Genomic DNA, 20,951 nt, shown 5'->3' on the forward strand with positions numbered 1-20,951 from the left:
TTTTTCATCCCCCATCCCGTGGAGGTGGTATGGCTGACCTTCGCGACCTGGGGCTCTCCGAGTACGAGTCTCGCGCGTACCGCGCCCTCCTCGACGCCGGGCCGGCAACCGCCAAGGAGTTGTCCGACGCCAGCGGCGTGCCGATGGGCCGGGTGTACGACGTGCTCAACAGCCTCGAACGGCATCGGCTCGCCCGGAGTCAGGCCGCGAGCAGACCGAAGAAGTACCTCGCGGTCGAGCCGGACGCGGCCCTCGACCGACTGCTGGAGGAGAAGAAGCGCGAACTCGACGAGCAGGCCGAGCAGTACGAGACCGTCGTCGACGAGCTCTCGACGGAATTGGAGGCGGGTGACCCGCCCGACGAGCAGTTCTGGACCGCCGCGCTCGGACCGGAGGACACCGCGGACCTGCTGCTCGAACGGCTGTCGGCGGCCGACGAGCGCGTCGTGATGATCGCCGCCGCGCCGGCGTCCGGACTGGACATCGGCGCCGTCGGCGAGTCGATAACCGAGGAACTGGAGGCGGCGCTCGAACGCGGCGTCGACGTGTCGCTGCTGCTGTCGGAGGAACTGCCGGCGCAGCTCCCCGAGAGCGTCGGGCAGCGCTACTTCGATCGGATGGCGGACCACCCGAACTTCACTGTGCGGACGGCGCCGGGGTTGCGCGGGACGTTCACGCTTGTCGACGACGCGGAGGTGTGCATGGAGGTACCGAGCCCGGTCGACCCAGACGAGTCGTTCGCGATGATCGACCTGAAGGACCCCGAGTTCGCGGGCGACGTTCGGCGGGCGTTCCGCGAGCGGTGGGAGGAGGCGGCGCCGCTGGGACTGTAGCGTCGCCGTCGGCAGTGTCGTGTCGGCCGATGTGCGACCGGTTCACGGGCGGTCGGAAAGGAGGCGATCCGAGGCCGCCAGCGGCGGTTACTTCCGGAGTTCCTCGCGCAACGTGCCCATGGTGATCTCGCGCTCGGCGTGGGCGTTGTGCTGGTGGATGGACTCGTCGTTCGACTGCTTCATGTGGACGACCACGTCGTCGTCGAGGTTGTCGTAGCGCTCGACCACGTCCTCGGCCATCGTCCGGACGCAGTCCTCGACGAACTTGGCGTCCATGTGGGCTTGGTACGTCATGTGGTCCTCGTCGGGACGCTTGGCGTAGTTGTAGATCCGCGCGCTCATCGCGTCGCGGGCCGTGTCTATCACGTCGAGCAGATCGACGTCGGGCGATCCCTCGGCGGTGAACGAGAGCGTGGCGTGCCCGCGCTGGGAGTGTCCCGGCTGGGGGACCTCGTCGAGGAACTCATCGGCGACCTCGTCGTCGACGCCCAGGTCGTCGAGCTTCTCGCGGGCGCGCGACTCGGACATGCCCTGCGAGCACGGACAGACGGTCATGCCGGTCACCTCGGCGCCGATCTCCTCGCGCGTGCCGTCCTCGTCGGCGACCGCGCTGGCGATGACGGAGAACGTCGACTGCGTCTCGCGGCCGGAGGCGGGGGTGTCCTCGCGGGCCGCAAGCTCCGCGGTCATCTCGATCTCCGCGGTCGTCGTGTAGTCGTGTTTCGCGAGCAGCCGCTCGGCGGCGTCGCCGCAGACGTCCTCGATGCGGTACGCCTCGTCGCGCGTCGCCGCCTCCAGCACCTCGTCGATGACCTCCATGTTCCGGCTCATGTCGATCCCCTTGCGCTCGCTCGGGAGGTCGACGAACACCGAGAACTCGGCCATGAACACCCACGGTCGCTGGTCGCCCCGATCGATCTTCACGAGCTTGTCGACGCCGGTCACCCCGACCTGACTCAGTCCGACGGAGACGTCAGGCCGACTGGCCTGCACGTCCGGCAACTGGTGACTCATTGAGTGGATACTCCCAAGGGTCGGCGCTGATTAGTGGTTTCGAAAGCTGAAGGTCGCCGTCGGACGCGCCGAACGCGCGCTTCGTCGGTTCGGGTCGGGGGGGTCGTCGCGCGCTCAGGGCCAGTCGTCGCGCGTGTCCTCGTCGAAGTGCGCCGACTCCTCCTCGGGGTCGGTCAGCGTCCAGCCGGCCGCCTCGGCCGCCTGCGACAGCGGGAGGTACTCCCAGCCGGTCTCCTCGGCGACCGCGCGGTCCTCGTCGGTCGTCCCGACGAACACGTGTCGGTCCGTGTCGAACTGGCGTTTCACGTTCTCCAGCGACTCCGTCACGCCCCGCGGCCCCGAGAAGAAGTCCTGGCGGACGCGGTGCTTTCGGGTGAAGTTGGTGACCACGTACGTGGGCTTCTCGGAGACCACGCCGACGTACTCGGTCCACCCGCGCGCGTCGTTGAACACCGTGTTCGGGTCGGCCAACGACTTCAGCGCGTCCAACTCGAAGGCGAGCGTCATGTCGCTCGAACCGCCGCCATCCATGGGCGTACTCCGGGGGTGGCGCCGAAAACGGTGTCGGTCCGGGGCTTCCGCTATCCGGCAGTCACACATCCCGTCAGCCGGTCGCACATCCCGGCTGTCGGTCGCTCGCTCCGCGTCTACCGACCGATCAGCGCGTGTCGGTCGCCCGCTCCCCGCCGTCCGACGCGACCGTCACCCCGTCGTCCGACGCCGCGGCGTCGGCGGTCCACCTCGTCCGTCCCGCTCCGACGACCCGGTAGTACGACGTGTGCACCACGACCTCCCCGGCGTCGAGATCGGGGACGGACCGCCGTTCGCCGGCGATCAGCGCGAGGAAGTCGGCTAACGCGCGCTCGCTCAACTGATCGACGTGCCGGACCGTCGCCTCCTCGGCGACGGACTCGGCGTGACGCACCGTCAGTTTCGGGCCGTTTCGTGTCACGTGGTACCAATACACATGATTATTACTTAACGTTGTGGGTGCGAACGAACAGGCGGCGGTGGGGCATCGACAGTGGATCCGGGAGAACGAGAACCCGAAGGAGAAACGGAACGAGAAACGAACACGAACGCGACGGTCGCCGGACCGGTGGGTTACTCGGCGGTCGCGCCCTCGGTCTCGAGATCGTCGACGGAGAAGCCTTCGGTCATGAGGAGGTCCGTCTGGCCGCTCACGTCGACCTGCTCGCGCATGAGCTGCTTGTACGCCGACTGGGGCGCGAGGTTGCCGATGAGGACCCCGCCGACGATCTTGCCGTCCTTCAGCGCGAGGCGGCGCCACTCGTCGTCGCCGAACGAGCGCATGACCTCGTCGTCGCCGAGCGTGGGGTGACCGAAGGAGAGGAACGGGAAGTCGAAGTGCGTGATGGAGTACGAGGAGACCCAGCGGAACTCCGCGGACTCGTACTCGAGCATGTTCTTCGCGGCGATGGTGCCCTGCTCCTTCGCGCTGCCCCACGCGCCGTTTTGCGCCCGTTCGCCGAGGATCACGTCGTGGAAGCGGGTGATGTCGCCGGCAGCGAACACGTCCTCGTCGTTCGTCCGCATGTACTGGTCGACGACGATGCCGTCGTCCGTCTCGATGGGCGTGTCCTCGACGAGTTCGGTGTTGAGGTTCAGCCCGATGGCGACGCCCGCGAAGTCTGCGTCGAAGCGCTCGCCGTTGGGGTCGACCGCGGCGGCGACGTGGCCGTCGTCGTCCGTCTCGAAGTGTTCGACGCCGGACTGGAAGACGGGCTCGACGCCGCGCTCGCGCATCGCCTCGTGCATGATCTCGGCGCCCTCCTCGTTGAGCGCGTAGCGCCACCAGGAGTCCCCGCGCATGAGGTACTTGCCCTCGACGCCCTGGGCGCCGCAGATGGCGGCCAGGTCGATGCCGAGCAGGCCCGCGCCGACGATGACGGCGTCCTCGGCGTCCTCGGCGGACTCGCGGATCCGACGGGCGTCCTGGAACGTCCAGAAGTGGTGGACGCCGTCGGCGTCGCTCCCCTCGACGGGGAGCTGTTGGGGGGTGCCGCCGACCGCGAGAAGTAGCTTGTCGTACTCCAACACGTCGCCCTCGTGGGTCTCGACCTCGTGGGCGTCGGTGCGGATGTCGGTGACGAGGGTGTTCAACGCGAGGTCGATGTCGCGCTCCTCGTACCACCCCTCCTCGTGGATGGAGATGGGCGCCTCGGGAAGCTTCCCCTTGGCGAACTCCTTGATGAGGATGCGATTGTAGAGGGCCTCCCCCTCGTCTGTGATCACGGTAATGTCGGCGTCGGGTGCCTCCTCCCGGAGGGTCTCGGCGGCGGAACTGCCGGCGATCCCGTCACCGATGATGACGAACGACTCGCTCATACCGGCGATTCGGATTCGGGGTTAATGTGGGTTGCTATCGACGTGAGGATTCACGAGGGTACGTACCAGGGGAATTCACCCGATCCTCTAGGGGGGTTCACCAGACCCTCTAGGAGTAGAAGGGACTTCCCGGCCGACGGGGATGGTGACCCGCGATGCCGGTTCGCCGCACATTCAAGAGTACTCGATCCCAACGATGGAGCATGAAGCTCCGGCAGAACGTCCGCCACTGGGCCGCGAAACGCGCGCTCACCACGCCGGTCGTCGGCGGCTACGTCAACGACAAGCTCGTCGGCATGCACACGGACATCTTCCTGAACAAGGCCGACGAGGACCGTCGCGAGGAGCGTCGCGACCACCTCGACGACTTCTTCGACGCGACGATGGACACCTACGTCGCCGCGCTGGACGCCGGCTACCCCGAGGCGGAGGCACGCGAGATCACCCACGTGCAGGCCAACTTCGACTTCTTCAATCACGGCTGGGCGGAGATGATGGAGATCCCCAGCGACGAACTGGAGGAGCACTACCGCCGCTACGAGGAGTTCTTCGAGCGTTACGACATCACCATCGACGACCCGCTGGGCGAGTTCCGCCCCGCCGACGGCGTCGCCGACCCCCCTGCAACTCCGGAGCGGATGGCCAAGGGGGAGTTCGAGAACGCCGTCGCCGGCTTCGCCGACGACGCGTACGTCGAGGACGCCGACGGCGAACTCCACGTCGGGGGCACCGACGAGCCCGAGGAGGTCGACGTGAGCGCCGCTCCGGGAGTCGACGGAGACGAAATCGACGGGTCCGATCTCGACGACGACGATGCCGACGACGAGGCGAAGGCGGACTGAGCGACGACCTACTCCTGCCAGTCGGGGTTCGGCCGCGGCGGGCTGAAGACGTCGATCCCCTCGACGCGCTCGTCGCCCCTGTTCTCGGCGCCGTGAACCTCCTCGCCCGCGAGGACGTACGAGTCGCCCGCCTCGCAGACGACCTCCTCGCCGTCTGCCAGGACGAACGTCAGGGCACCTGCGGTGATGAATCCCGCCTGCTCGTGGTGGTGGCTGTGCGACGGCACCTCCGCGCCCGGCTCGATCGAGAAGTGCTGGACGCTCATGTTCTCGCCCGCCGCGAGTTGCGCGAGGTGGACGCCGTCGACCGCCTCCGTGTCGCCGCTCGGGTCGTGGGGTACGTGGTCCATACAGTGGTCGGCGACGGCGCACCTCTTAGTTCCGCCGCCGCAGGGGGCGCGACCGCCCCGCCGACGGTGACAAGGTTCAATTCCGATGACGGGCAACCCATCGGTATGTACGCGGTCGTCGGCTGTCGCTCCTGTGGCACCTACTGGCTCGTCTCGGACCCGGACGCTCAAGACTCGGCGACGTGCCCGCGTTGCGACACGCGACACCCGACAGACCGGCTCAAGCGTTTCTACGAGTCCGAGAACCGCGCGGCCGCCGCGCAGGCGCGGGCGAAGCTGCTCGCCGACAAGCGCGGGCAGTCGGGGGCGTTCGAGCGCGCCGGATCGGTCGCCGAGCTGGAACGCGAACTGGAGGGGTTCGAGGGCGCCGTCGACGACCGCGAGTACCTGGCGCGGTCCGGGCTGGACCCCGACGAGGTCGAGTCCGCCGGCAGCGACGACGCCGGCGGGTCGCGCTCGCGCGACGAGATCGTCCGCGACGCCATCCGCGAGGGCGACGCGACCGAGGAGGCCGTCGTCGCGTACGCGACCGACCGCGGCGTCCCCGCCGAGGCCGCCCGCGACATCCTCGACCGGCTGGCGCGCCGCGGCGAGGCGACCGAGTCGGGCGGCGAGTATCGACTCCTGTAACCGCGACGGAGCGTTTATACGGGATCGCGGACCAGTCCGAGCATGTCGATCACCGCGGGGGAGGCGCTCGCCGGCGTCGCGACCGCGGCCGCGGCGGCGGAGACGTTCCACGCCACGCTCGCCTGGCCCCTCCAGGCCGGAGCTACGGCGGCCGACGCGCCCCCGTATGCCGGCCTCCTGTTCCTCGCGACGTTCGTCTCGCTGCTGGGCGTCTTCCTGACGATGCACGGCGCGGCGGCGTACGCGCTGCTCGTGTGGGAGGTGACGACCGGGATCGCGGCGTGGGTGTACGTCCACCCCGCAGTCGGCGGGTTCTTGATCGCGGCGGCCGCGGTTCAGACGCCGATGGCGGCGCACCTGTGGGGCGACCCGCTGCAGGTCCGGCGGCGGACGGTGTGGGCGATCCGGGCGCTCGCGACCCACCTCGACGAGCGGTAGCGACCCTCCTGCGCCGGCGGTAGAGCCGGGGCCGGAAGAACGGTTCTCGTCGCCGTCGCGTCTATCGGCCGAGACTCGCGTGCGCCGACGAGAGGTTTCGCGAGGCGAGCGCCGACAGCAGCGAGAGTTCGCCCGCCAGGGCCGCGACCGCGACGGCCTCCGCGAGCGCGTCGGCGTTGCTGCCGGCGGGATCGCCGCCGCCGGCGATGCCGAGCACGTCCAGCGCCTCCGACTGCGTGGGGAGCTTGGTGCCGCCGCCGACCGTCCCGACCTCCAGCGACGCGATGGTGACGCTGACGTACAGGTCACCGTCCCCGTCGACCTCGGCGGTCGTGATGGCGTTGGCGCCCTCGACGACCTGCGCGGCGTCCTGCCCGGTCGCGAGGAACATCGCCGCAACCGAGTTGGCGACGTGGGCGTTGAACCCGAGGCTGCCCGCCTTCGCGGAGCCCACGAGGTTCTTGCGGGTGTTCACCTCCGCGACCGCCTCGGGGGTCGTCTTCAGCGTCTCCCGGACGGTCTCGCGGGGGATCGTCACGTCGGCGGCGACCGTCCGCCCGCGTCCCTCGACGGCGTTGATCGCGGCGGGCTTCTTGTCGGTGCAGAGGTTCCCCGACAGCGCCACGAGCGAGGCGCTCGTCTCCGATTCGATCACGTCGCAGGCCTCCTCGGTCGCGATGGTCGCCATGTTCATCCCCATCGCGTCCTTCGTGTCGTACGCGAAGCGCACGAAGACGGTGTTGCCGACGACGTACGGCGTCGCCTCCTTCAACTCGCCGTGGCTCGTCGTCGACTCGGCGGCCTCCCGCAGCGCCTCGGTGTTGTCGCGCACCCACGAGGAGAGCGCCTCGGCCTCGGCCACGTCGGCGACGCGGAAGGCGGGCGCGCGGGTCATTCGGTTCTTCAGGACGCGGGCGCCGGCGCCGCCGGCGGTGTTCAGCGCGGCACAGCCGCGGTTCACCGACGCGAGCAGCGCGCCCTCGGTCGTCGCCATCGGGAGGTAGTGCTCGCCGGAGATGGCGCCGCCGTCGATCGCGACGGGGCCGACGACGCCAAGCGGGATCTGGATCGCACCGAGCATGTTCTCGATGTTCGCGTCGGCGGCCTCGGCGGGGAAGCCGTAGTCGCCGCTGGTGGAGAGATCGGCGCCGGAGTGGTCCTCGACGAGCAGCCGTCGCGCCGCCGCGGCGGTGTCGGCGTCGGCGTGCTCCTCCAGTTCGTACAGCCGGAGGTCGCCGTCGCGCACGCGCTCGGCGAGTTCCTCGGCGTCCGTGTCGGTCATGGATCGGTGTGGTCGGGGGTGTCGCTAAGTCGTGTCGATTCTGGCGATCACTCGGTTGTGGGAGCGGTGGCGCGACAGCGACGTTCGGTTCCGCTATCGCGGAGTCGCAGTTCCCCGAAAGCCCCACCCGTGGTTCGGACGGGCCGAGCGTCGAACTCGTTCGTTGGGTGTGCACGTACCGCGGTCGGCGCGCGCCGGCCGGCCTCTGTGCCGGCCGGACGCGTGCGAGGGATGAGTGACCGAGCGGAGCGAGGGAGCGAATCGGCTGGGGAGGACGTGGTCGCGGTTCGGTTGCGGTGGGCGAGACTGAAAGGGGCCGGTTCGCTCGTGAGCCGAGGCGACGCAAGCACCGGAGGCCGAAGGCCGAGGAGCACAGCGAGACGCAGGCCACGAGCGAACCGGGGGCTTTCGCGGTCGTCGTGTTCGCGGTCGTCGTGTTCGCGGTCGTCGTGTTCGCGGTCGTCGTGTTCGCGGTCGTCGTGTTCGCGGTCGTCGTGTTCGCGGTCGTCGTGTTCGCGGTCGTCGTGTTCGCGGTCGTCGTGTTCGCGGTCGTCGTGTTCGCGGTCGTCGTGTTCGCGGTCGTCGTGTTCGCGGTCGTCGTGTTCGCGGTCGTTCCGACTCCCCACAAACCAACAAGCCAACCGAGATCCGATCGTTCCCGAACCGTTACCACCCCGCCGACCACACCCCAGATCGATGACCGAACCCGCCGACCTCGTCGTCACGAACGCCGAGGTACACACGCTCGCCGACCCCGACGAGACGCACGAAGCGTTCGCCGTCCGCGACGGCCGCGTCGTCCGCCTCGGCTCCACCTACGACGTGGAGTTCCTCGCCGGCGCCGACACGACCACGATCGACGCCGGGGGGCGCGTCGCGATCCCGGGGCTGATCGACGCGCACACGCACCTCCTCAACGCCGGACGAACGCTCGTCCACGCCGACCTCTCGGCGGCCGACTCCCCCGACGAGGCCGTCGAGTTGCTCCGCGAGCGCGCCGCCGAGGTCGACACAGACGCCGGCGAGTGGGTGCTCGGTTTCGGCTACGACGAGTCGACGTGGGACGAGTCGCGCCCGCTAACGCGCCAGGATCTCCACGCAGTCTCCGAGACGACGCCCGTCGTCGCCGTCCGCGAGGACATGCACGTCGCGAGCGTCAACGACCCGGTGTTCGAGCGCCTCCGCGACGAGATGCCCGACGACGACGTGCGAACGGAGGGCGGCGATCCGACCGGCGTGATCGTCGAGGAGGCCGTCGACCCCGTCTACGAGGCGATCGAACCCGACGCCGCCGAGGCCGAGGAGCTGATCCGGGCCGTCCAGTCGACCGCCAACGAGCGCGGCGTCACCGCGGTCCACGACATGGTCAGGCAGTCGAGGGCGCCGGAGGTGTACCGCGACCTGGACCTCGCGGACGAGCTCACCCTCCGTGTTCGGATCAACTACTGGGCCGACCACCTCGACTCGCTGATCGACGCCGGGCTCCGCACGAACCACGGCAGCGACATGGTGCAGACCGGCGCGGTGAAGTCCTACACCGACGGCACGTTCGGCGGTCGAACCGCGAAGCTCCACGAACCGTACGCAGACGATCCCGAGGAGACGGGGACGTGGGTGCTCGACCCAGACGGGATCCGCGACCTCGTCGCCCGCGCCGACGACCACGGCTTCCAGGTGACGCTGCACGCTATCGGCGACGCAGCGGTCGACGCGGTGCTCGACGCCTACGAGGACACCGACGACCCGGGCGACTCCCGCCACCGGATCGAGCACTCGGAACTCGCGAGCGACGAGGCGATCGAACGGATGGCCGACCTGGGCGTCGTCGCGTCGATGCAGCCCAACTTCCACAAGTGGGGCTTCGAGGGCGGGCTGTACGACGACCGCCTCGGCGACCGGCGAACCGACGCGAACCGCCTGCCGGCCTACCTCGACGCCGGCGCGCCGCTGGCGTTCGGCAGCGACTGCATGCCGCTGGACCCCCTCCTCGGGGTTCACTACGCGGTCAACGCCCCCAGCGAGGGCCAGTCGCTCGGCGTCACCGAGGCGCTTCGGGCGTATACCGGCGGCGCGGCCTATGCCGGCTTCGACGAGGACCGACTCGGGACACTGGAACCGGGCAAGCGAGCCGACTTCGTCCTGCTCGACGACTCCCCCTGGGAGCAGTCCGACCGGATCGACGAGGTCGAGGCGGCGCTGACGGCCGTCGACGGCCACGTGGTGTACGACGGGCGCTGAGTCGTCGGCCGAGTCGCCCCCGCCGCGGTCGGCCGACGCTCGGCTAGTCCTCGGCGGCGGCGTCGACCGCGGTCGTTTCCGTTTCCGCCTCGGTCTCGGTTTCCGCCTCGACCTCGGTCGCGAGCACCTCCAGCGTCTCGTCGACGGTGACGCGGATCGTGTCGCCGTCGCACGGCAGGTCGAGGCGGACGCGCAGCGGCTCCTCGCTGACGAGGGTCGTGTGCACGTCGCTGACGGTCCACGGGTGCGTCCAGAACGGCTCGGTGGTGAGGTCGACGCCGCGGTCGGAGAAGAACGTGAGCACGGGCGCCGTGTCGAGGAGGTTCACCCCGACCGCCGAGGTGAGGCGGTTGTCACAGCGGCCGCAGGTGTGGCGCACCGCGACCTCCTGGCCGGGGACGGCGATGTCGTCGACCAGCTCGGTCTCCATCCGGCCCATGCACTCCGGGCAGACGCCGTCGGCCGCGAGACAGTAGTGGTGACGGACGTGGTGGTGGAACGCGTCGAGGAACTCATCGGGGGTGCGGTCGGCGAGCCCGCCCGGCGGGAACGAGTAGTTCACCGGCGTGCGCCCACAGTCCGTGCAGGCGATGGTGAGGAGTTCGTTCGCGTACCGCGCCTCCAGGTCGCCGTCGCACTCGTAGCAGGCGCCCGGCGCGTCGAACGGACCGACCTCCCCGCGGCCGGTGAACGTCCCCGCGAACACCGAGCGCACGACCTTCCATCCCGGCGTCCGGAATTCGTACCCCTCCACGCAATCTCCTGCGGCCACGGCGTCGTCGCCGGCGGCGGTGCCTGCGTCGCCGGCGGCTGTGCCCGCGCCGTCGGCACCGTCGGGGTCGTCGTCGACAGCGTCGTCGCCGCACTCGACCTTGCGGACGAAGTGATCGAGCAACTGCTTCAGGTGGTAGTTGAAGTGGGCGCTGTCGTCCAGGTCGGTGCGCTCGTACAGCTCCGAGAACGCGACCGGTCGGTCGTCCTCGCGCTCGATCGTCGCCTCGTGCAGCGACTGGAGGATGTCGATGCGCGTCTCGTTGCCGAGGAGGGCGAACGCCTCCGCCGGGTCGAGGTCCGCCTCGCCCGCGTGGTCGACGGCCTCCTCCGCGGATCTGCTCATACGTTGTCGTGCGTCATCGTTCGATAAAATCGTTGGGTCGCCTCCGGCCGGCGCGCCGGCTCACTCGAACGCGATCCGCACCGCCTCGTCGTCGTCGCCGACGCGGGCGCCCTCCTGCCCGGCGAAGGCGTCGCGGAGGCGCTCCCACGTGTCCTCCAGCGCCTCGACGATCACCTTCGTGTCCGAGATGACGGGCATGAAGTTCGTGTCGCCCTCCCATCGCGGGACGATGTGGGTGTGGAGGTGGTCGTCGATGGAGCCGCCGGCGGCGCTCCCCCCGAGGTTCATCCCGGCGTTGAGGCCGTTCGGGTCGAGCGCCTCGTCTAACGCGTGCATCGTCCGCTGTTTCATCCTGGCGTGGTCCAGCAGCGTCGCGTCGTCGAGGGCGGGGAACTCCCCCTCGTGGACCCGCGGGATCACCATGACGTGACCGGGGTTGTACGGGTAGTTGTTGAGCAGGACGAACGCGCGCTCGCTGCGGGCGACGATCCGGGAGGCGCGGTCGTCGTCGCGCTCGGGCAACACGCAGAACGGGCAGCCGTCGATCGCGTCCTCCTCGGGGTCGCGTTCGACCCACTCGATCCGCCACGGCGCGAACACCTGATCCATACCCGGCGGTCGCCCGCGCGGCTCTTAGAACCCCGTGAGCGCGGGTCGGGGCTGGTCGACGGGAACACGACACATCGGTCGCCGGGCGAACGACACAAAGAGTTATTACACACGTGGTATCTTTATCCGGGTTAGCGTCGTATGCGAACGCGCATGGCGACCCAACCCTCCGAGCCCGACCACGTCACCGAGCGCTGTTCGAACTGTGGCGGGGACACGACGCACGACGTGCGGGTGGAGATCCGCACCGAGAGCCAGAAGGAGGAAAACGCGGAGTTCTCCCGCGAACCGTACCGGATCACGACCTGCAGCGAGTGCGGGGCCGAGACGGCGACCCGGATGAACAACGCGTAACACCTGCCCGCACCGGCCGTCCCGCCGGGCCGAACCGGAGCGGCCCCGGGACCGCACTACCGCACCGCGCGTTCCGTTCGCCCGCCAGCGACTGTTTCCCGACCGACGGCACCGGCGCCCCCGTACACCCTCGGCGACGGCGGTGCCACCGACCGTCGACGCGCGCCGACTCAGGCGAACAGCCCCTCGGTCGTCACCTCGATCCCGTCCTCGGTGACGACGATGGTGTGCTCCGCCTGGCTGACCAGCTCGCCGTCCTGCTCTTTCAGCACGGGGTACCCTTTGACCGCGCCCTGTCGGGCGAGTCGCCGCAGCGCCATCTCGTCGCGCGAGGAGTCGAGCCACCGCGCGGCGAAGGGGAGCCCGTCGAACTCGCGCACCTGTTCGAGCGCCTGCCGTGCCGCGCGGTTGCGGACGGATACGTCCTCTGTCAGCTCGAAGATCTCCTCCTCGTTGCCTTCGCCGACCTTCCCGCGCCCCGTCGTCGCGAACGGCTCGATGGCGACGACCTGCCCGGGCTCCAGCTCGACGGAGCGGTCGACCCCGCGGTTCGGGACGCTCGGCCCCGTGTGGGCGTCGAACCGCTCGACGCCGTGGCCCGAGAGGTTGTACACCGGGGTGTAGTCGTACGCCTCGATCACGTCCTCGATCTCGGCGCCGATCTCGCCGACCGGGACGCCCGGCCCCGCGGCGTCGACGGCTGCCTCCAGCGCCTGTTCGGCGGCCTCGACCAGCTCCGTCTCGCCGGCCAGATCGATCGTCACCGCCGCGTCGGCGATGTAGCCGTCGACGTGGACGCCGATGTCGAGACAGACAACGTCCTCGCCGAACTCGGTCTCGTCGTCGCGCTCGGGCGTCGCGTGGCTCGCCTCCTCGTCGATCGAGACGTTCACCGGGAACGCGAGCCCCGCGCCCTCCTCGCGGATGCGCTCCTCGGCGTACTCGGCGACCTCCAGGTGGGTCGCGCCCGGCTCGACCAGCTCGCGCGTCTCGCCCATCACCGTCGTCAGGATCTCGCCCGCCTCGCGGTACTTCGCCAGCACGTCCTCGTCGAGGGCACTCATACGCGGGCGTTCGACTGAACGGGGGAAAGGGGTTGCGCTACTCGCGCGGACGGGGTCGCCGTCGGTCCCGCCGCGGCCGACCCTTCCCGCCGTCGGCTCCGCTGCGGCCGACGCTTCCGCGGGGTTTTTGCTGAGCGCGCGGCGAGCGAGCGTATGGCAAACCAGCCCCACCTGCTCGTCGACGAGGGCGACGTTCACGAGATCGCGCTCATCCCGGGCAACCCGGACCGCGTCGACCGAATCGCCGACCACTGCGACGGGTCGGAGCTCGTCGCCGAGAACCGCGAGTACCGGATCGTGAACGCCACCTACGACGGCGTCGACCTCACGATCTGCTCGACGGGGATCGGCTGCCCCTCCGCGGCGATCGCGATCGAGGAACTGCACAACGTCGGCGTCGAGACCGTGATCCGCGTCGGCACCTGCGGCGGCCTCCAGACCGACGTGGAGATCGGCGACATGGTCGTCGCCACCGGTTCCGCGAAGGAGGAGGGGACGAGCAAGCGCTACGAGTCCGAGACGTACCCCGCGGTCCCGGACTACGACACGCTCACCGCGCTCGTCGACGCCGCGGAGGCCAATGACGAGGAGGTACACGTCGGTCCGATCGTCTCCGACGACGCGTTCTACAACGAGTCCGACGAGTACGTCGACGACTGGGAGGCGGCGGGCCTGCTCGCCATCGAGATGGAGGCCTCTGCCGTCTTCTCGCTGGCGCGCCGCCGCGGGATGAACGCCGGCGCCATCTGCACCGCCGACGGCAACCTCGTCGCCGGCACCCAGAAGGGCGCCGACTCCGAGGACGAACTGCCCGAGAAGGCGAAGAACAACGTCGGCCGGGCCATCGACATCGCGCTCGACGCCGTCGCGTCGCTGTAGGCGGTCGGTCGTGTTGTCGGTCCTCGAAGTGTCGGGGGCGGTCCGCACTGTCGACGGTCGGTGGCGCGATCGGCGGCCGAACCCGACGGTGCGGCGTTCCTCGGGCGCACCCCTCGTTCGTGAGGGGCAGAGCACGCCAACATGACGAATTTCTTGCGAAGACCCTTTGTTCGACGACCGGCAATATTTGTGAGTGTATGACGAACGAATCGGTCGACCAACGAAAGGGGGGACAGGTCGAGAGCACCGTGACGCTGGCCGACGACGCGCTGTATCGGGGACTCGCGTCGACACAGCGGCGACGGGTGCTGGCGATACTGCAAGACGAGGGGCCGGACGGAACGTCGGTCGACGAGCTCGCGACGCTGCTGTGCGGGTGGGAGGCGACCGAAACCGGGACGATGGCGACACCGCGCGAGCGGGATCGACTGCTCGTCGCACTGACGCACGTCCATCTCCCGCAGCTCGACACGATCGGGTTGGTGGAGTACGACCCGGCGTCCGGAACCGTCAGACCGCGGCCGCTCGACCCGGAGGTCGAGGAGCTCGTCGGTCGAAGCGCCGCCGCCGAGTCGTCTCGGCAGGCGTGAGCGTGCTCGATTCGCTGCTCGCGAGGGCGGGAAACCGGGACCACGCCGTCACCGTCTACCGTCGCGAGGACCCGGTCGAAGTGGAGTCGCTGTTCGCCGCACACGGCATCGAGTTCGAGGTTCGAACGCTCGGACCGACCGGACCCGACCCGTTCGTGCTCATCGAGACGGACGGCGAGTTCGTCGGGGTGATCGCCGCAGCCGAGCTGGACCACCTGTTCGATCCTCCGATCGGTCGGCCCGGCGAACGCGAGGACGTTCCAGCGGGGTACCGCGCGCTCTTCGAGCTGTTCGACGACACGCTGTTCGCGTCGATGCGCCGCCGGACGCTGCTCGCGGTGAGTCGCGAGATCGAGGAGCGGGCGTACCGCGTCGGGTCCGGGACGCTCCGAGCGAGCTTTCAGCGGTTCTCGGCGTTCCGGCCGCAAGTCGACGTGTACCGCCACCTCGCGGCCGAGACCGACCTCGACATCCACGTCCACGGCGCCGACGACTGGGACGCGCCGACGATATCGGGAGTCACGTACCACACGATCGACGACGGCGATCTCGGACGCTTCTGGGTCGTCGCGTTCGACGGGGGCGACGACGGGCACGCGTGCGGGCTCGTCGCCCGGGAGGAGTCGGACGGCTACACCGGCGTGTGGACCGACGACGAGCCCGTCGTCGACGAGATCCTGAGCACGGTCGCCGCGGCGTGAGCCGCGCGGGAGCATCGGACGGACGCCCGTGTCCGGTGGGCCGACCCGCCGAAGTCGTCACTCCTCGTCGAGGAGCCGTCGGGCGACCGCCTCGGAGTCCCCGCCCTCCAGCGCGGACTCGACGAGGAGGTGGCCGCCGATCGTCGCCGGCGAGATGACCGTGTCGGCGCCCGCGCGCTTCAGTTTGTTCACGTTCTCGCGCCCGGTCGCCGCCGCGACGATCGTCACGTCGGGGTTGAGCTGTCGGGCGGTGAGGATGGCGAGCGCGTCCTCGGCGTCGTTGTTCGTCGCGGCGACGACCGCGCGGGCGTCGGCGACGTTCGCTCGTTCGAGCGGCTCCTCGTCGGAGGGGTCGGCGGTGAGCACGCGGACCCCGTCGCGTTCGGTGAGAACCCGCGCGACCGCCTCGTCGGGGGTGATGACGAGAAACGGCGCGTCGGCCTCGATCAGTTCGTCGATGAGCGGTTCGGTGAGTTCGCCGTGGCCGAGCACGAGCACGTGATCGGCGAGCAGGTCGATGTCTGTGTCTGTCATGCGTCCGAGTGCGGTGGTGAGGCGGGCTTCGATCGCGGGGGTGAACAGGACGCCGAGCGCGACCGCGAAGGCCGCGACGTTGAGGACGAGCGCCGACATGGCGAACCACTTCGCCAGCGGCGAGGTCGGCGTCACGTCGCCGTAGCCGACGGTGGAGGCGGTGACGACCGAGAAGTACACCGCGTCGGTGACCGTCGCGAGGTTGGTGAACTCCTCGTTGAGCGCGTACGCGCCCGCCGTCGAGTACCCCAGCGACCCGACGAGCCCGGCGAGCGCGGCCCACTGGGTCGCCGTGAGGTCGATCTCTTCGGAGAACGGGCGGCGGTTCGCCGCGAGCACGAGCACCGAGACGACCGACAGCAGCGCCAGCAGGAGGCCGACCCGAGTGGACCCGACGAGCCCCTGCAGCGCCGTCAGCGGGAGCAACACGAGCGCGGCGTACCAGCCGGCGCGGAGCTGCCGCCGGAGGCCGTACGCCGCGATCAACAGGAGAAAGCCGGTGATCGCGCCGGTGAACCCCGCGAGCAGCGTCGCCTCCTCCGGCAACAGCGCCAGGAACGGCAGGCGGCTTCCCGGCGGCGCGACGATACGGTTGATCCCCGTGACTATCGACAGCAACGCGGCGGCGCCGACGAGTCCCACGGCCGGCCGACCCCCGAGTCGCTCCCGCAGCCTTCCCATTACCCGATTCCTCCAGCCGGGCGTTGATAAACGGTGCGGCACGTGGCGGCCGCGGCGGCGACGGCGATCGCGCCCCGGTACGAATTAGTGTACCCGCCGTCACCGGCCGGCATGGTCGATTCCTCGCTCCCGGTGCAGGTGTTGCTCGGGGTCTATCTGGGCCTGCTCACCGGGATCGTCCCCGCGCTCGTCGCGTGGACGCTCGGGTTCACGTTCAAGTACGTCACCGGCGTCTCGATCCCCGGGTTCGGTGTCGTCGTCCTCTCGCTCGCGATCGCCGGGGTCAACGGCGGGCTGCTCGCACTCAACGACGAGACGATCTCGGAGGCGACCAACGGCACCGCGTTCCTGGTCGCGATCGTCGTCATCCTGATGATCTCGATGTACGCCCACGCGAAGGGCGACGCCATGGGGGCGGCGTTGCCGAAGCGGATCAGCCTCAGCCGACTCACAGAGCGGACACTCTCGTCGGAGGTGGTCGACCTCGCGAGCGGCCGGGGGCGCGTTCGCGTCACCGTCGCCGGCGACGTGGCCGACATCGAGGGGTATCCCCCGCTCCCGCCGGAACTGCGCGCGGAGCTTCGGTCCTTCGAGGAGGAGTTCGACGCGGACCTCCCGCTGTCGGAGCTTGAGGCGGCCGTCGCCGACCGCCTCCGGACGGACCACGACCTCGCCGAGGTGACCGTCCGGCTCGACGAGCGCGGGCGCGCCGCCGTCGCCGCCGCGCCCCCGCTGGCGGGCGTCTCCAAGCGCGTCCCGGCCGGCAAGCAGGCGGTGTCGGTGTCCGCGCTGCTCCCGACGGGGCTCGCCCGCGGCGACGAGGTCACCGTCGTGACCGCCGACCACGCCGTCGACGGCACGGTCGTCGCCGCCAAGACCGACGGCGGCGGGGCCGCGAAGGCGTCGAAGCCCGCCGCGACCGACGGCGGGGAGGACGCCCCCCGACCGCCCGCGTCGCCGACGACGGCCGGCGGCGACGGGCGGCTCACGGTCGCCGTCGACAGGGGGGCCGCGACGCGGCTGCTCGACGCCGACGTGGAGCGCGTCGTCGTGCGCTCGCGGGGCACGAGACGCGAGTTCGAACTGCTGTCGCTGCTGCGCCGGGCCGGCAAGCGGTTCCGCCGGCTCTCGGTCCGCGCCGGCGGTCCCCTCGACGGGACGAGCCTGCGGGGGGCCGCGGTCCGCGACGAGTACGGCGTCGCCGTGCTCGCTATCAACGACGGCGGCCGGTGGCGGTTGGCGCCCGGCGGCGACACGGTCCCCGCCGCCGGGGCGGACCTCCTCGCCGTCGGGACGCGTCGCGACCTCGACCGGTTCGAACGCGAGGTGGGAGCATGATTCCCGGCCCGTCCGGCGTTCCGCCGGCGGCCGCCGCGACCGCGGTACCCATCCAATCGTTCGTCGACGTGTTCGGCGGGCTGAACGCCCCGCGGCTCGTCGGCTTCGCGGTCGCGTCGTTCCTCGTCGCCGCCGCGGGCGCCGCCGCCTACCGCTGGTTCGTGAACGATGCGGTCCCGCGGGGACTGACGACGTTGCTCGGGACGGCCGTCGTCGCCGTGTACCTCAACACCGTCGGCCTGTTCGAGACGGTGATCCCCGTCGGCGGCGCGGTCGCGGCCGATCCTTTCGCGCCGGCGACCGTCCTCCGAAACGTCGTCAGCCTCCTCGTGGCCGCCGCCGCGGCCCCGGTCGGCAGGCGGGCTGGCGACCGGTTCGCGACGAGCGTGACCGCCGTCACCGGCGCGGACGCGGTCGAGGGCGAACTCAGCCGTTTCGCCAGAACCGTGGGACGGATCCGGCCGCTCACGCTCCCGGAGACGGTCGCCGACATCGACGGCTACGACCCCGTCGACGACGCGACCAAGGAACGCCTCGCCGGGGAGACGCTGTTGTTCCCCCGCCGCCTCTCCGACGAGGAGCTCCGGGAGCGCTTCGTCGCCCGGCTGAAGACGGAGTACGAGGTCGGTCACGTGGACGCCGAGTTCGACGGCGACCGGATCGTCCACCTCGGCGTCGGTCGCCGCGTCGCGGGGATCGGCCCGACGCTCGACCCGAGCGCCTGTGCCGTCGCCGTCAGGGCCGACCCGCCGAACGGCGCCGGCCCCGGCGACGTGGTGCAGGTGTGGCGTCGTCCCGAACCGACGCCGGAGCCGACGACCCCCGAGTCGGTCACGGAACCGGTCCCGGAGACGGACGCGGCCGACAACTCCGGGCCACCCATCGACTCCGATTCCGCGGCCTCCACGGAGGCCGGCTCCGCCGAAACGTCCGCCGCCTCCGCTGACGCGTCCACCGGCGCGTCCGCGGCTACCCCCGCCGACGAATCCGTCGACGCCGATCCCGCGTCGCCCGCGACGGCCGCGTCGGCCGCCCCGCCCGAGTTCGAACGGGTCTCCACGGCGGAGCTGCGAAGCGCAGCGGGCGACGTGGTGACGCTGGCGGTCGACGAGTCCGACGCCGCCCGGTTCGACGCCGACGGCGAGTACCGCCTCGTCACGCTCCCCGCGAGCCCCCGGGCGGACCGCGAGTTCGCCTCGGTGTTGCGAGCGGCCGACGAAACCATGGGCGTGGTCAGGATCGAGACGGGCAGCGATCTCGCCGACGACACGGTCGAGCGCGTCGCCGGCGCGGTCGTCGCCGTCGAGACCGTCGACGGTGAAGTCGAGCCGATCCCCCGGCGCGGGCGGACGCTGTCGGCCGGCGAGACTCTCTATCTCGTCGCCCGACCCGAGGCGATCCGGGAGGTCGAACGCCGGGCGAGCGCCCCGGAGCCGTAGCACGGTCGCCGGCGAGGGGGGTCGCCCCGGCGGCGCAACGCTCTTGGCCGCCCGAGGGGGACGGATACGTATGAACTGGAAGCTGTTCGCCGATCTCGCCGAGGCGGCCGGCGAGCCGGAGCCCGAGGTGGAGGCCTCCGACGCCGCCACGGTCGGGGAGGCGCTTGACGCGCTGGTGGACGCCTACCCCGCGCTCGCTGCCCGGGTGCTCGACGAGGACGGCGACCTGCGGGGGCACGTCAACCTCCTCCGGAACGGTCGGGACGTCCGGGAGGCGGAGGGACTCGACACCTCGGTCGACGACGACGACGAGCTCGCGCTGTTCCCGCCGGTCAGCGGCGGGTGACCCGCGAAACCGTGGGACGGCGCCTCGGGGACGGGGGCTTTCGGAAGCCTTAATTATATCCCTGCGAATTCGATAAATGCAGAGAACGACCGGTCGGGTTGGTAGTCTAGTCCGGTTATGACACCTCCTTGACATGGAGGAGGCCGGCGGTTCAAATCCGCCCCAACCCACTTTTCGGCGGCACACTGTTACGACGAGCCACGAGCGTAGCGAGCGGCTCGAGGAACCGTGCCGCCGTAACTGCGTTCACGGCGGATTTCAAGCAGGGAGTAGAGCGAGCACCGCGAGCGGAACGACCGTGGTTCATAATCCGGCCCAACCCACTTCTGACCCTCTCACGAATCGTCAGCCGGTAGCTTCCTTCACTCGATCGGTTAGTGTGAAAGAGCCGGGCGGACGACACTCACCGACCGCACGGCCGAAGCGGCGGCGGAGACCGGGATGACCTGGTACGAGCAGGACGTGAGCGCACAGGACTACAACGGGAGGGTTCGCACCGTGTGGCCCCAACCGTGGGCGCGAGCGGCTAATGTCGGGCACAAGACCGATGTGACGGCAGTGGTGCACGTGCCTACGGGGGCGATGGTGTCTCTGCCGCCGGGGCTGTCGCTAGAGGAATTCCTCGAAGAGATGTGAAACACCGTCCAACAAAAATGCTGGTCAGAAACGTGCTATTTGTTCATTGGTGCTCGTTCTCTAGGTGTTCGTAATGGCGGATTGTCAGCGCTAAGGCCTGACCGAGGGCCTTCTGAAATTCTTTCTCAAGCGGGTCTACATCGCTCCATGTGTTGTGACCCGGCTTATGGCGCTGTTCATTAAGTCGAGACAATACATCGAAAATTGTATCGCCTAACAGGCCATACGAATTAGCTTGATTCAACCGCGATCCATACTTTTCGTTGACCTCTTTATTCAGCGAATTGGCCTTGATGTGAGATTCAACAGCTGCAGATGTCCAGTCGTCCCAAAATGAATTCAGTCTCATTGCAGCCACGCGTTTGTCCCCGTTTTTGGCCTCGTCCTCTACTTGGGCGATCTCTTCACCCAAGGTTTGAATTTCCGCTTTGGTCAGATCCTTATTGGAAACAGAGCCAAATTTCGTCCCCAACTCTGACATCTTATGATCGGACTTGCCAGTCCATGTTGGGTTGGAGTTTGTTTTTGAGCTGTGTTGGACTGCATCCGCGTGGGTGTCGGAGTTGTGGTTAGCCATGAACCAGCGAAGTAGCTGTCAAAATATAAGACTCATGTGAAGATTCGAACAAATCTGAATTTTACAGAGATACAAGCCTGTCAAATTCGCGTCCTCTAACTCGTGTTCTT

The 20,951-nt window shown here is 69.5% G+C and carries 25 protein-coding genes and 1 tRNA gene; 14 read left to right on the forward strand and 12 right to left on the reverse strand.

The window, feature by feature from the left end; genetic code table 11:
* The first annotated feature begins 29 nt into the window (after window positions 1-29).
* The gene (locus K6T36_RS14945) at window positions 30-833 is read left to right on the forward strand and encodes a TrmB family transcriptional regulator (protein ID WP_222921978.1); all 804 of its coding nucleotides are present in this window, start codon (window positions 30-32) and stop codon (window positions 831-833) included.
* An 87-nt stretch (window positions 834-920) separates the two neighbouring features.
* Here K6T36_RS14945 and mptA read toward each other — a convergent pair whose 3' ends face one another.
* From mptA to K6T36_RS14965, 4 genes are all read right to left on the reverse strand, one after another.
* Complete coding sequence (gene mptA / locus K6T36_RS14950; protein ID WP_222921979.1) at window positions 921-1,847, reverse strand: GTP cyclohydrolase MptA; 927 nt, start codon at window positions 1,845-1,847, stop codon at window positions 921-923.
* Window positions 1,848-1,961: 114 nt separating this feature from the next.
* Window positions 1,962-2,378, reverse strand: coding sequence for a DUF7124 domain-containing protein (locus K6T36_RS14955; protein WP_222921980.1), 417 nt, complete (start codon window positions 2,376-2,378; stop codon window positions 1,962-1,964).
* A 127-nt stretch (window positions 2,379-2,505) separates the two neighbouring features.
* Complete coding sequence (locus K6T36_RS14960) at window positions 2,506-2,799, reverse strand: DUF7979 domain-containing protein (RefSeq protein WP_222921981.1); 294 nt, start codon at window positions 2,797-2,799, stop codon at window positions 2,506-2,508.
* Window positions 2,800-2,951: 152 nt separating this feature from the next.
* Window positions 2,952-4,196 (reverse strand): NAD(P)/FAD-dependent oxidoreductase, encoded by a 1,245-nt coding sequence (locus K6T36_RS14965; RefSeq protein WP_222921982.1) that lies wholly within the window; start codon window positions 4,194-4,196, stop codon window positions 2,952-2,954.
* A 203-nt stretch (window positions 4,197-4,399) separates the two neighbouring features.
* Here K6T36_RS14965 and K6T36_RS14970 point away from each other — a divergent pair, with 203 nt between their 5' ends.
* Window positions 4,400-5,038 (forward strand): DUF6149 family protein, encoded by a 639-nt coding sequence (locus K6T36_RS14970; protein WP_222921983.1) that lies wholly within the window; start codon window positions 4,400-4,402, stop codon window positions 5,036-5,038.
* Window positions 5,039-5,046: 8 nt separating this feature from the next.
* On the opposite strand, the gene K6T36_RS14975 is transcribed toward K6T36_RS14970, so the two are convergent.
* Window positions 5,047-5,388: a cupin domain-containing protein gene (locus K6T36_RS14975; protein ID WP_222921984.1), complete on the reverse strand. Its 342-nt coding sequence runs from the start codon at window positions 5,386-5,388 to the stop codon at window positions 5,047-5,049.
* 105 nt (window positions 5,389-5,493) lie between these two features.
* Here K6T36_RS14975 and K6T36_RS14980 point away from each other — a divergent pair, with 105 nt between their 5' ends.
* Window positions 5,494-6,018: a DUF5817 domain-containing protein gene (locus tag K6T36_RS14980; RefSeq protein WP_222921985.1), complete on the forward strand. Its 525-nt coding sequence runs from the start codon at window positions 5,494-5,496 to the stop codon at window positions 6,016-6,018.
* Window positions 6,019-6,060: 42 nt separating this feature from the next.
* Window positions 6,061-6,456, forward strand: coding sequence for a hypothetical protein (locus K6T36_RS14985; protein WP_222921986.1), 396 nt, complete (start codon window positions 6,061-6,063; stop codon window positions 6,454-6,456).
* A gap of 61 nt (window positions 6,457-6,517) precedes the next feature.
* Here K6T36_RS14985 and hmgA read toward each other — a convergent pair whose 3' ends face one another.
* Together hmgA and K6T36_RS14995 are read right to left on the reverse strand one after the other, a co-directional pair.
* Window positions 6,518-7,738 (reverse strand): hydroxymethylglutaryl-CoA reductase (NADPH), encoded by a 1,221-nt coding sequence (hmgA, locus tag K6T36_RS14990; protein WP_222921987.1) that lies wholly within the window; start codon window positions 7,736-7,738, stop codon window positions 6,518-6,520.
* Between the two features lie 47 nt (window positions 7,739-7,785).
* Window positions 7,786-8,364: a hypothetical protein gene (locus K6T36_RS14995; protein WP_222921988.1), complete on the reverse strand. Its 579-nt coding sequence runs from the start codon at window positions 8,362-8,364 to the stop codon at window positions 7,786-7,788.
* A gap of 70 nt (window positions 8,365-8,434) precedes the next feature.
* Between K6T36_RS14995 and K6T36_RS15000 the strand changes: the two genes are divergently transcribed.
* Window positions 8,435-9,976 (forward strand): amidohydrolase, encoded by a 1,542-nt coding sequence (locus K6T36_RS15000; protein ID WP_222921989.1) that lies wholly within the window; start codon window positions 8,435-8,437, stop codon window positions 9,974-9,976.
* 43 nt (window positions 9,977-10,019) lie between these two features.
* Here K6T36_RS15000 and K6T36_RS18935 read toward each other — a convergent pair whose 3' ends face one another.
* Together K6T36_RS18935 and K6T36_RS15010 are read right to left on the reverse strand one after the other, a co-directional pair.
* On the reverse strand, window positions 10,020-11,093 hold the full coding sequence (locus K6T36_RS18935) for a winged helix-turn-helix domain-containing protein (protein WP_225935141.1): 1,074 nt from the start codon (window positions 11,091-11,093) through the stop codon (window positions 10,020-10,022).
* Between the two features lie 60 nt (window positions 11,094-11,153).
* Complete coding sequence (locus tag K6T36_RS15010) at window positions 11,154-11,702, reverse strand: HIT family protein (RefSeq protein ID WP_222921990.1); 549 nt, start codon at window positions 11,700-11,702, stop codon at window positions 11,154-11,156.
* A 153-nt stretch (window positions 11,703-11,855) separates the two neighbouring features.
* On the opposite strand from K6T36_RS15010, the gene K6T36_RS15015 reads away from it, so the two are divergent.
* Window positions 11,856-12,056, forward strand: a complete 201-nt coding sequence (locus K6T36_RS15015) for a DUF7835 family putative zinc beta-ribbon protein (protein ID WP_222921991.1) — start codon at window positions 11,856-11,858, stop codon at window positions 12,054-12,056.
* Window positions 12,057-12,226: 170 nt separating this feature from the next.
* On the opposite strand, the gene map is transcribed toward K6T36_RS15015, so the two are convergent.
* Window positions 12,227-13,120 (reverse strand): type II methionyl aminopeptidase, encoded by an 894-nt coding sequence (map, locus tag K6T36_RS15020; protein ID WP_222921992.1) that lies wholly within the window; start codon window positions 13,118-13,120, stop codon window positions 12,227-12,229.
* 153 nt (window positions 13,121-13,273) lie between these two features.
* Here map and K6T36_RS15025 point away from each other — a divergent pair, with 153 nt between their 5' ends.
* From K6T36_RS15025 to K6T36_RS15035, 3 genes are all read left to right on the forward strand, one after another.
* Window positions 13,274-13,999: a guanosine phosphorylase gene (locus tag K6T36_RS15025; RefSeq protein ID WP_222921993.1), complete on the forward strand. Its 726-nt coding sequence runs from the start codon at window positions 13,274-13,276 to the stop codon at window positions 13,997-13,999.
* A gap of 197 nt (window positions 14,000-14,196) precedes the next feature.
* On the forward strand, window positions 14,197-14,589 hold the full coding sequence (locus tag K6T36_RS15030; protein ID WP_225935142.1) for a DUF7344 domain-containing protein: 393 nt from the start codon (window positions 14,197-14,199) through the stop codon (window positions 14,587-14,589).
* Complete coding sequence (locus tag K6T36_RS15035) at window positions 14,586-15,290, forward strand: DICT sensory domain-containing protein (protein WP_225935143.1); 705 nt, start codon at window positions 14,586-14,588, stop codon at window positions 15,288-15,290. Before K6T36_RS15030 ends, K6T36_RS15035 begins: the two co-directional genes overlap by 4 nt.
* Window positions 15,291-15,347: 57 nt before the next feature.
* On the opposite strand, the gene K6T36_RS15040 is transcribed toward K6T36_RS15035, so the two are convergent.
* Window positions 15,348-16,505: an NAD-binding protein gene (locus tag K6T36_RS15040; protein WP_222921994.1), complete on the reverse strand. Its 1,158-nt coding sequence runs from the start codon at window positions 16,503-16,505 to the stop codon at window positions 15,348-15,350.
* 111 nt (window positions 16,506-16,616) lie between these two features.
* On the opposite strand from K6T36_RS15040, the gene K6T36_RS15045 reads away from it, so the two are divergent.
* From K6T36_RS15045 to K6T36_RS15065, 5 genes are all read left to right on the forward strand, one after another.
* Complete coding sequence (locus K6T36_RS15045) at window positions 16,617-17,843, forward strand: potassium channel family protein (protein WP_222921995.1); 1,227 nt, start codon at window positions 16,617-16,619, stop codon at window positions 17,841-17,843.
* Window positions 17,840-19,282 (forward strand): DUF8167 domain-containing protein, encoded by a 1,443-nt coding sequence (locus tag K6T36_RS15050; protein WP_222921996.1) that lies wholly within the window; start codon window positions 17,840-17,842, stop codon window positions 19,280-19,282. Before K6T36_RS15045 ends, K6T36_RS15050 begins: the two co-directional genes overlap by 4 nt.
* A 70-nt stretch (window positions 19,283-19,352) precedes the next feature.
* Window positions 19,353-19,628 carry a ubiquitin-like small modifier protein 1 gene (locus K6T36_RS15055; RefSeq protein WP_222921997.1) on the forward strand — a complete coding sequence of 92 codons (276 nt, stop codon included), beginning with the start codon at window positions 19,353-19,355 and terminating at the stop codon, window positions 19,626-19,628.
* A gap of 95 nt (window positions 19,629-19,723) precedes the next feature.
* A tRNA-Val gene (locus tag K6T36_RS15060) sits at window positions 19,724-19,798 on the forward strand.
* A gap of 271 nt (window positions 19,799-20,069) precedes the next feature.
* Entirely contained in the window at window positions 20,070-20,264 is a 195-nt protein-coding gene (locus K6T36_RS15065) for a hypothetical protein (RefSeq protein WP_222921998.1), read from the forward strand.
* Between the two features lie 43 nt (window positions 20,265-20,307).
* Here K6T36_RS15065 and K6T36_RS15070 read toward each other — a convergent pair whose 3' ends face one another.
* Entirely contained in the window at window positions 20,308-20,841 is a 534-nt protein-coding gene (locus K6T36_RS15070) for a hypothetical protein (protein ID WP_222921999.1), read from the reverse strand.
* Between the last annotated feature and the right edge of the window lie 110 nt (window positions 20,842-20,951).

This window comes from Halobaculum roseum (genome assembly GCF_019880245.1).
Lineage (GTDB): Archaea > Halobacteriota > Halobacteria > Halobacteriales > Haloferacaceae > Halobaculum > Halobaculum roseum.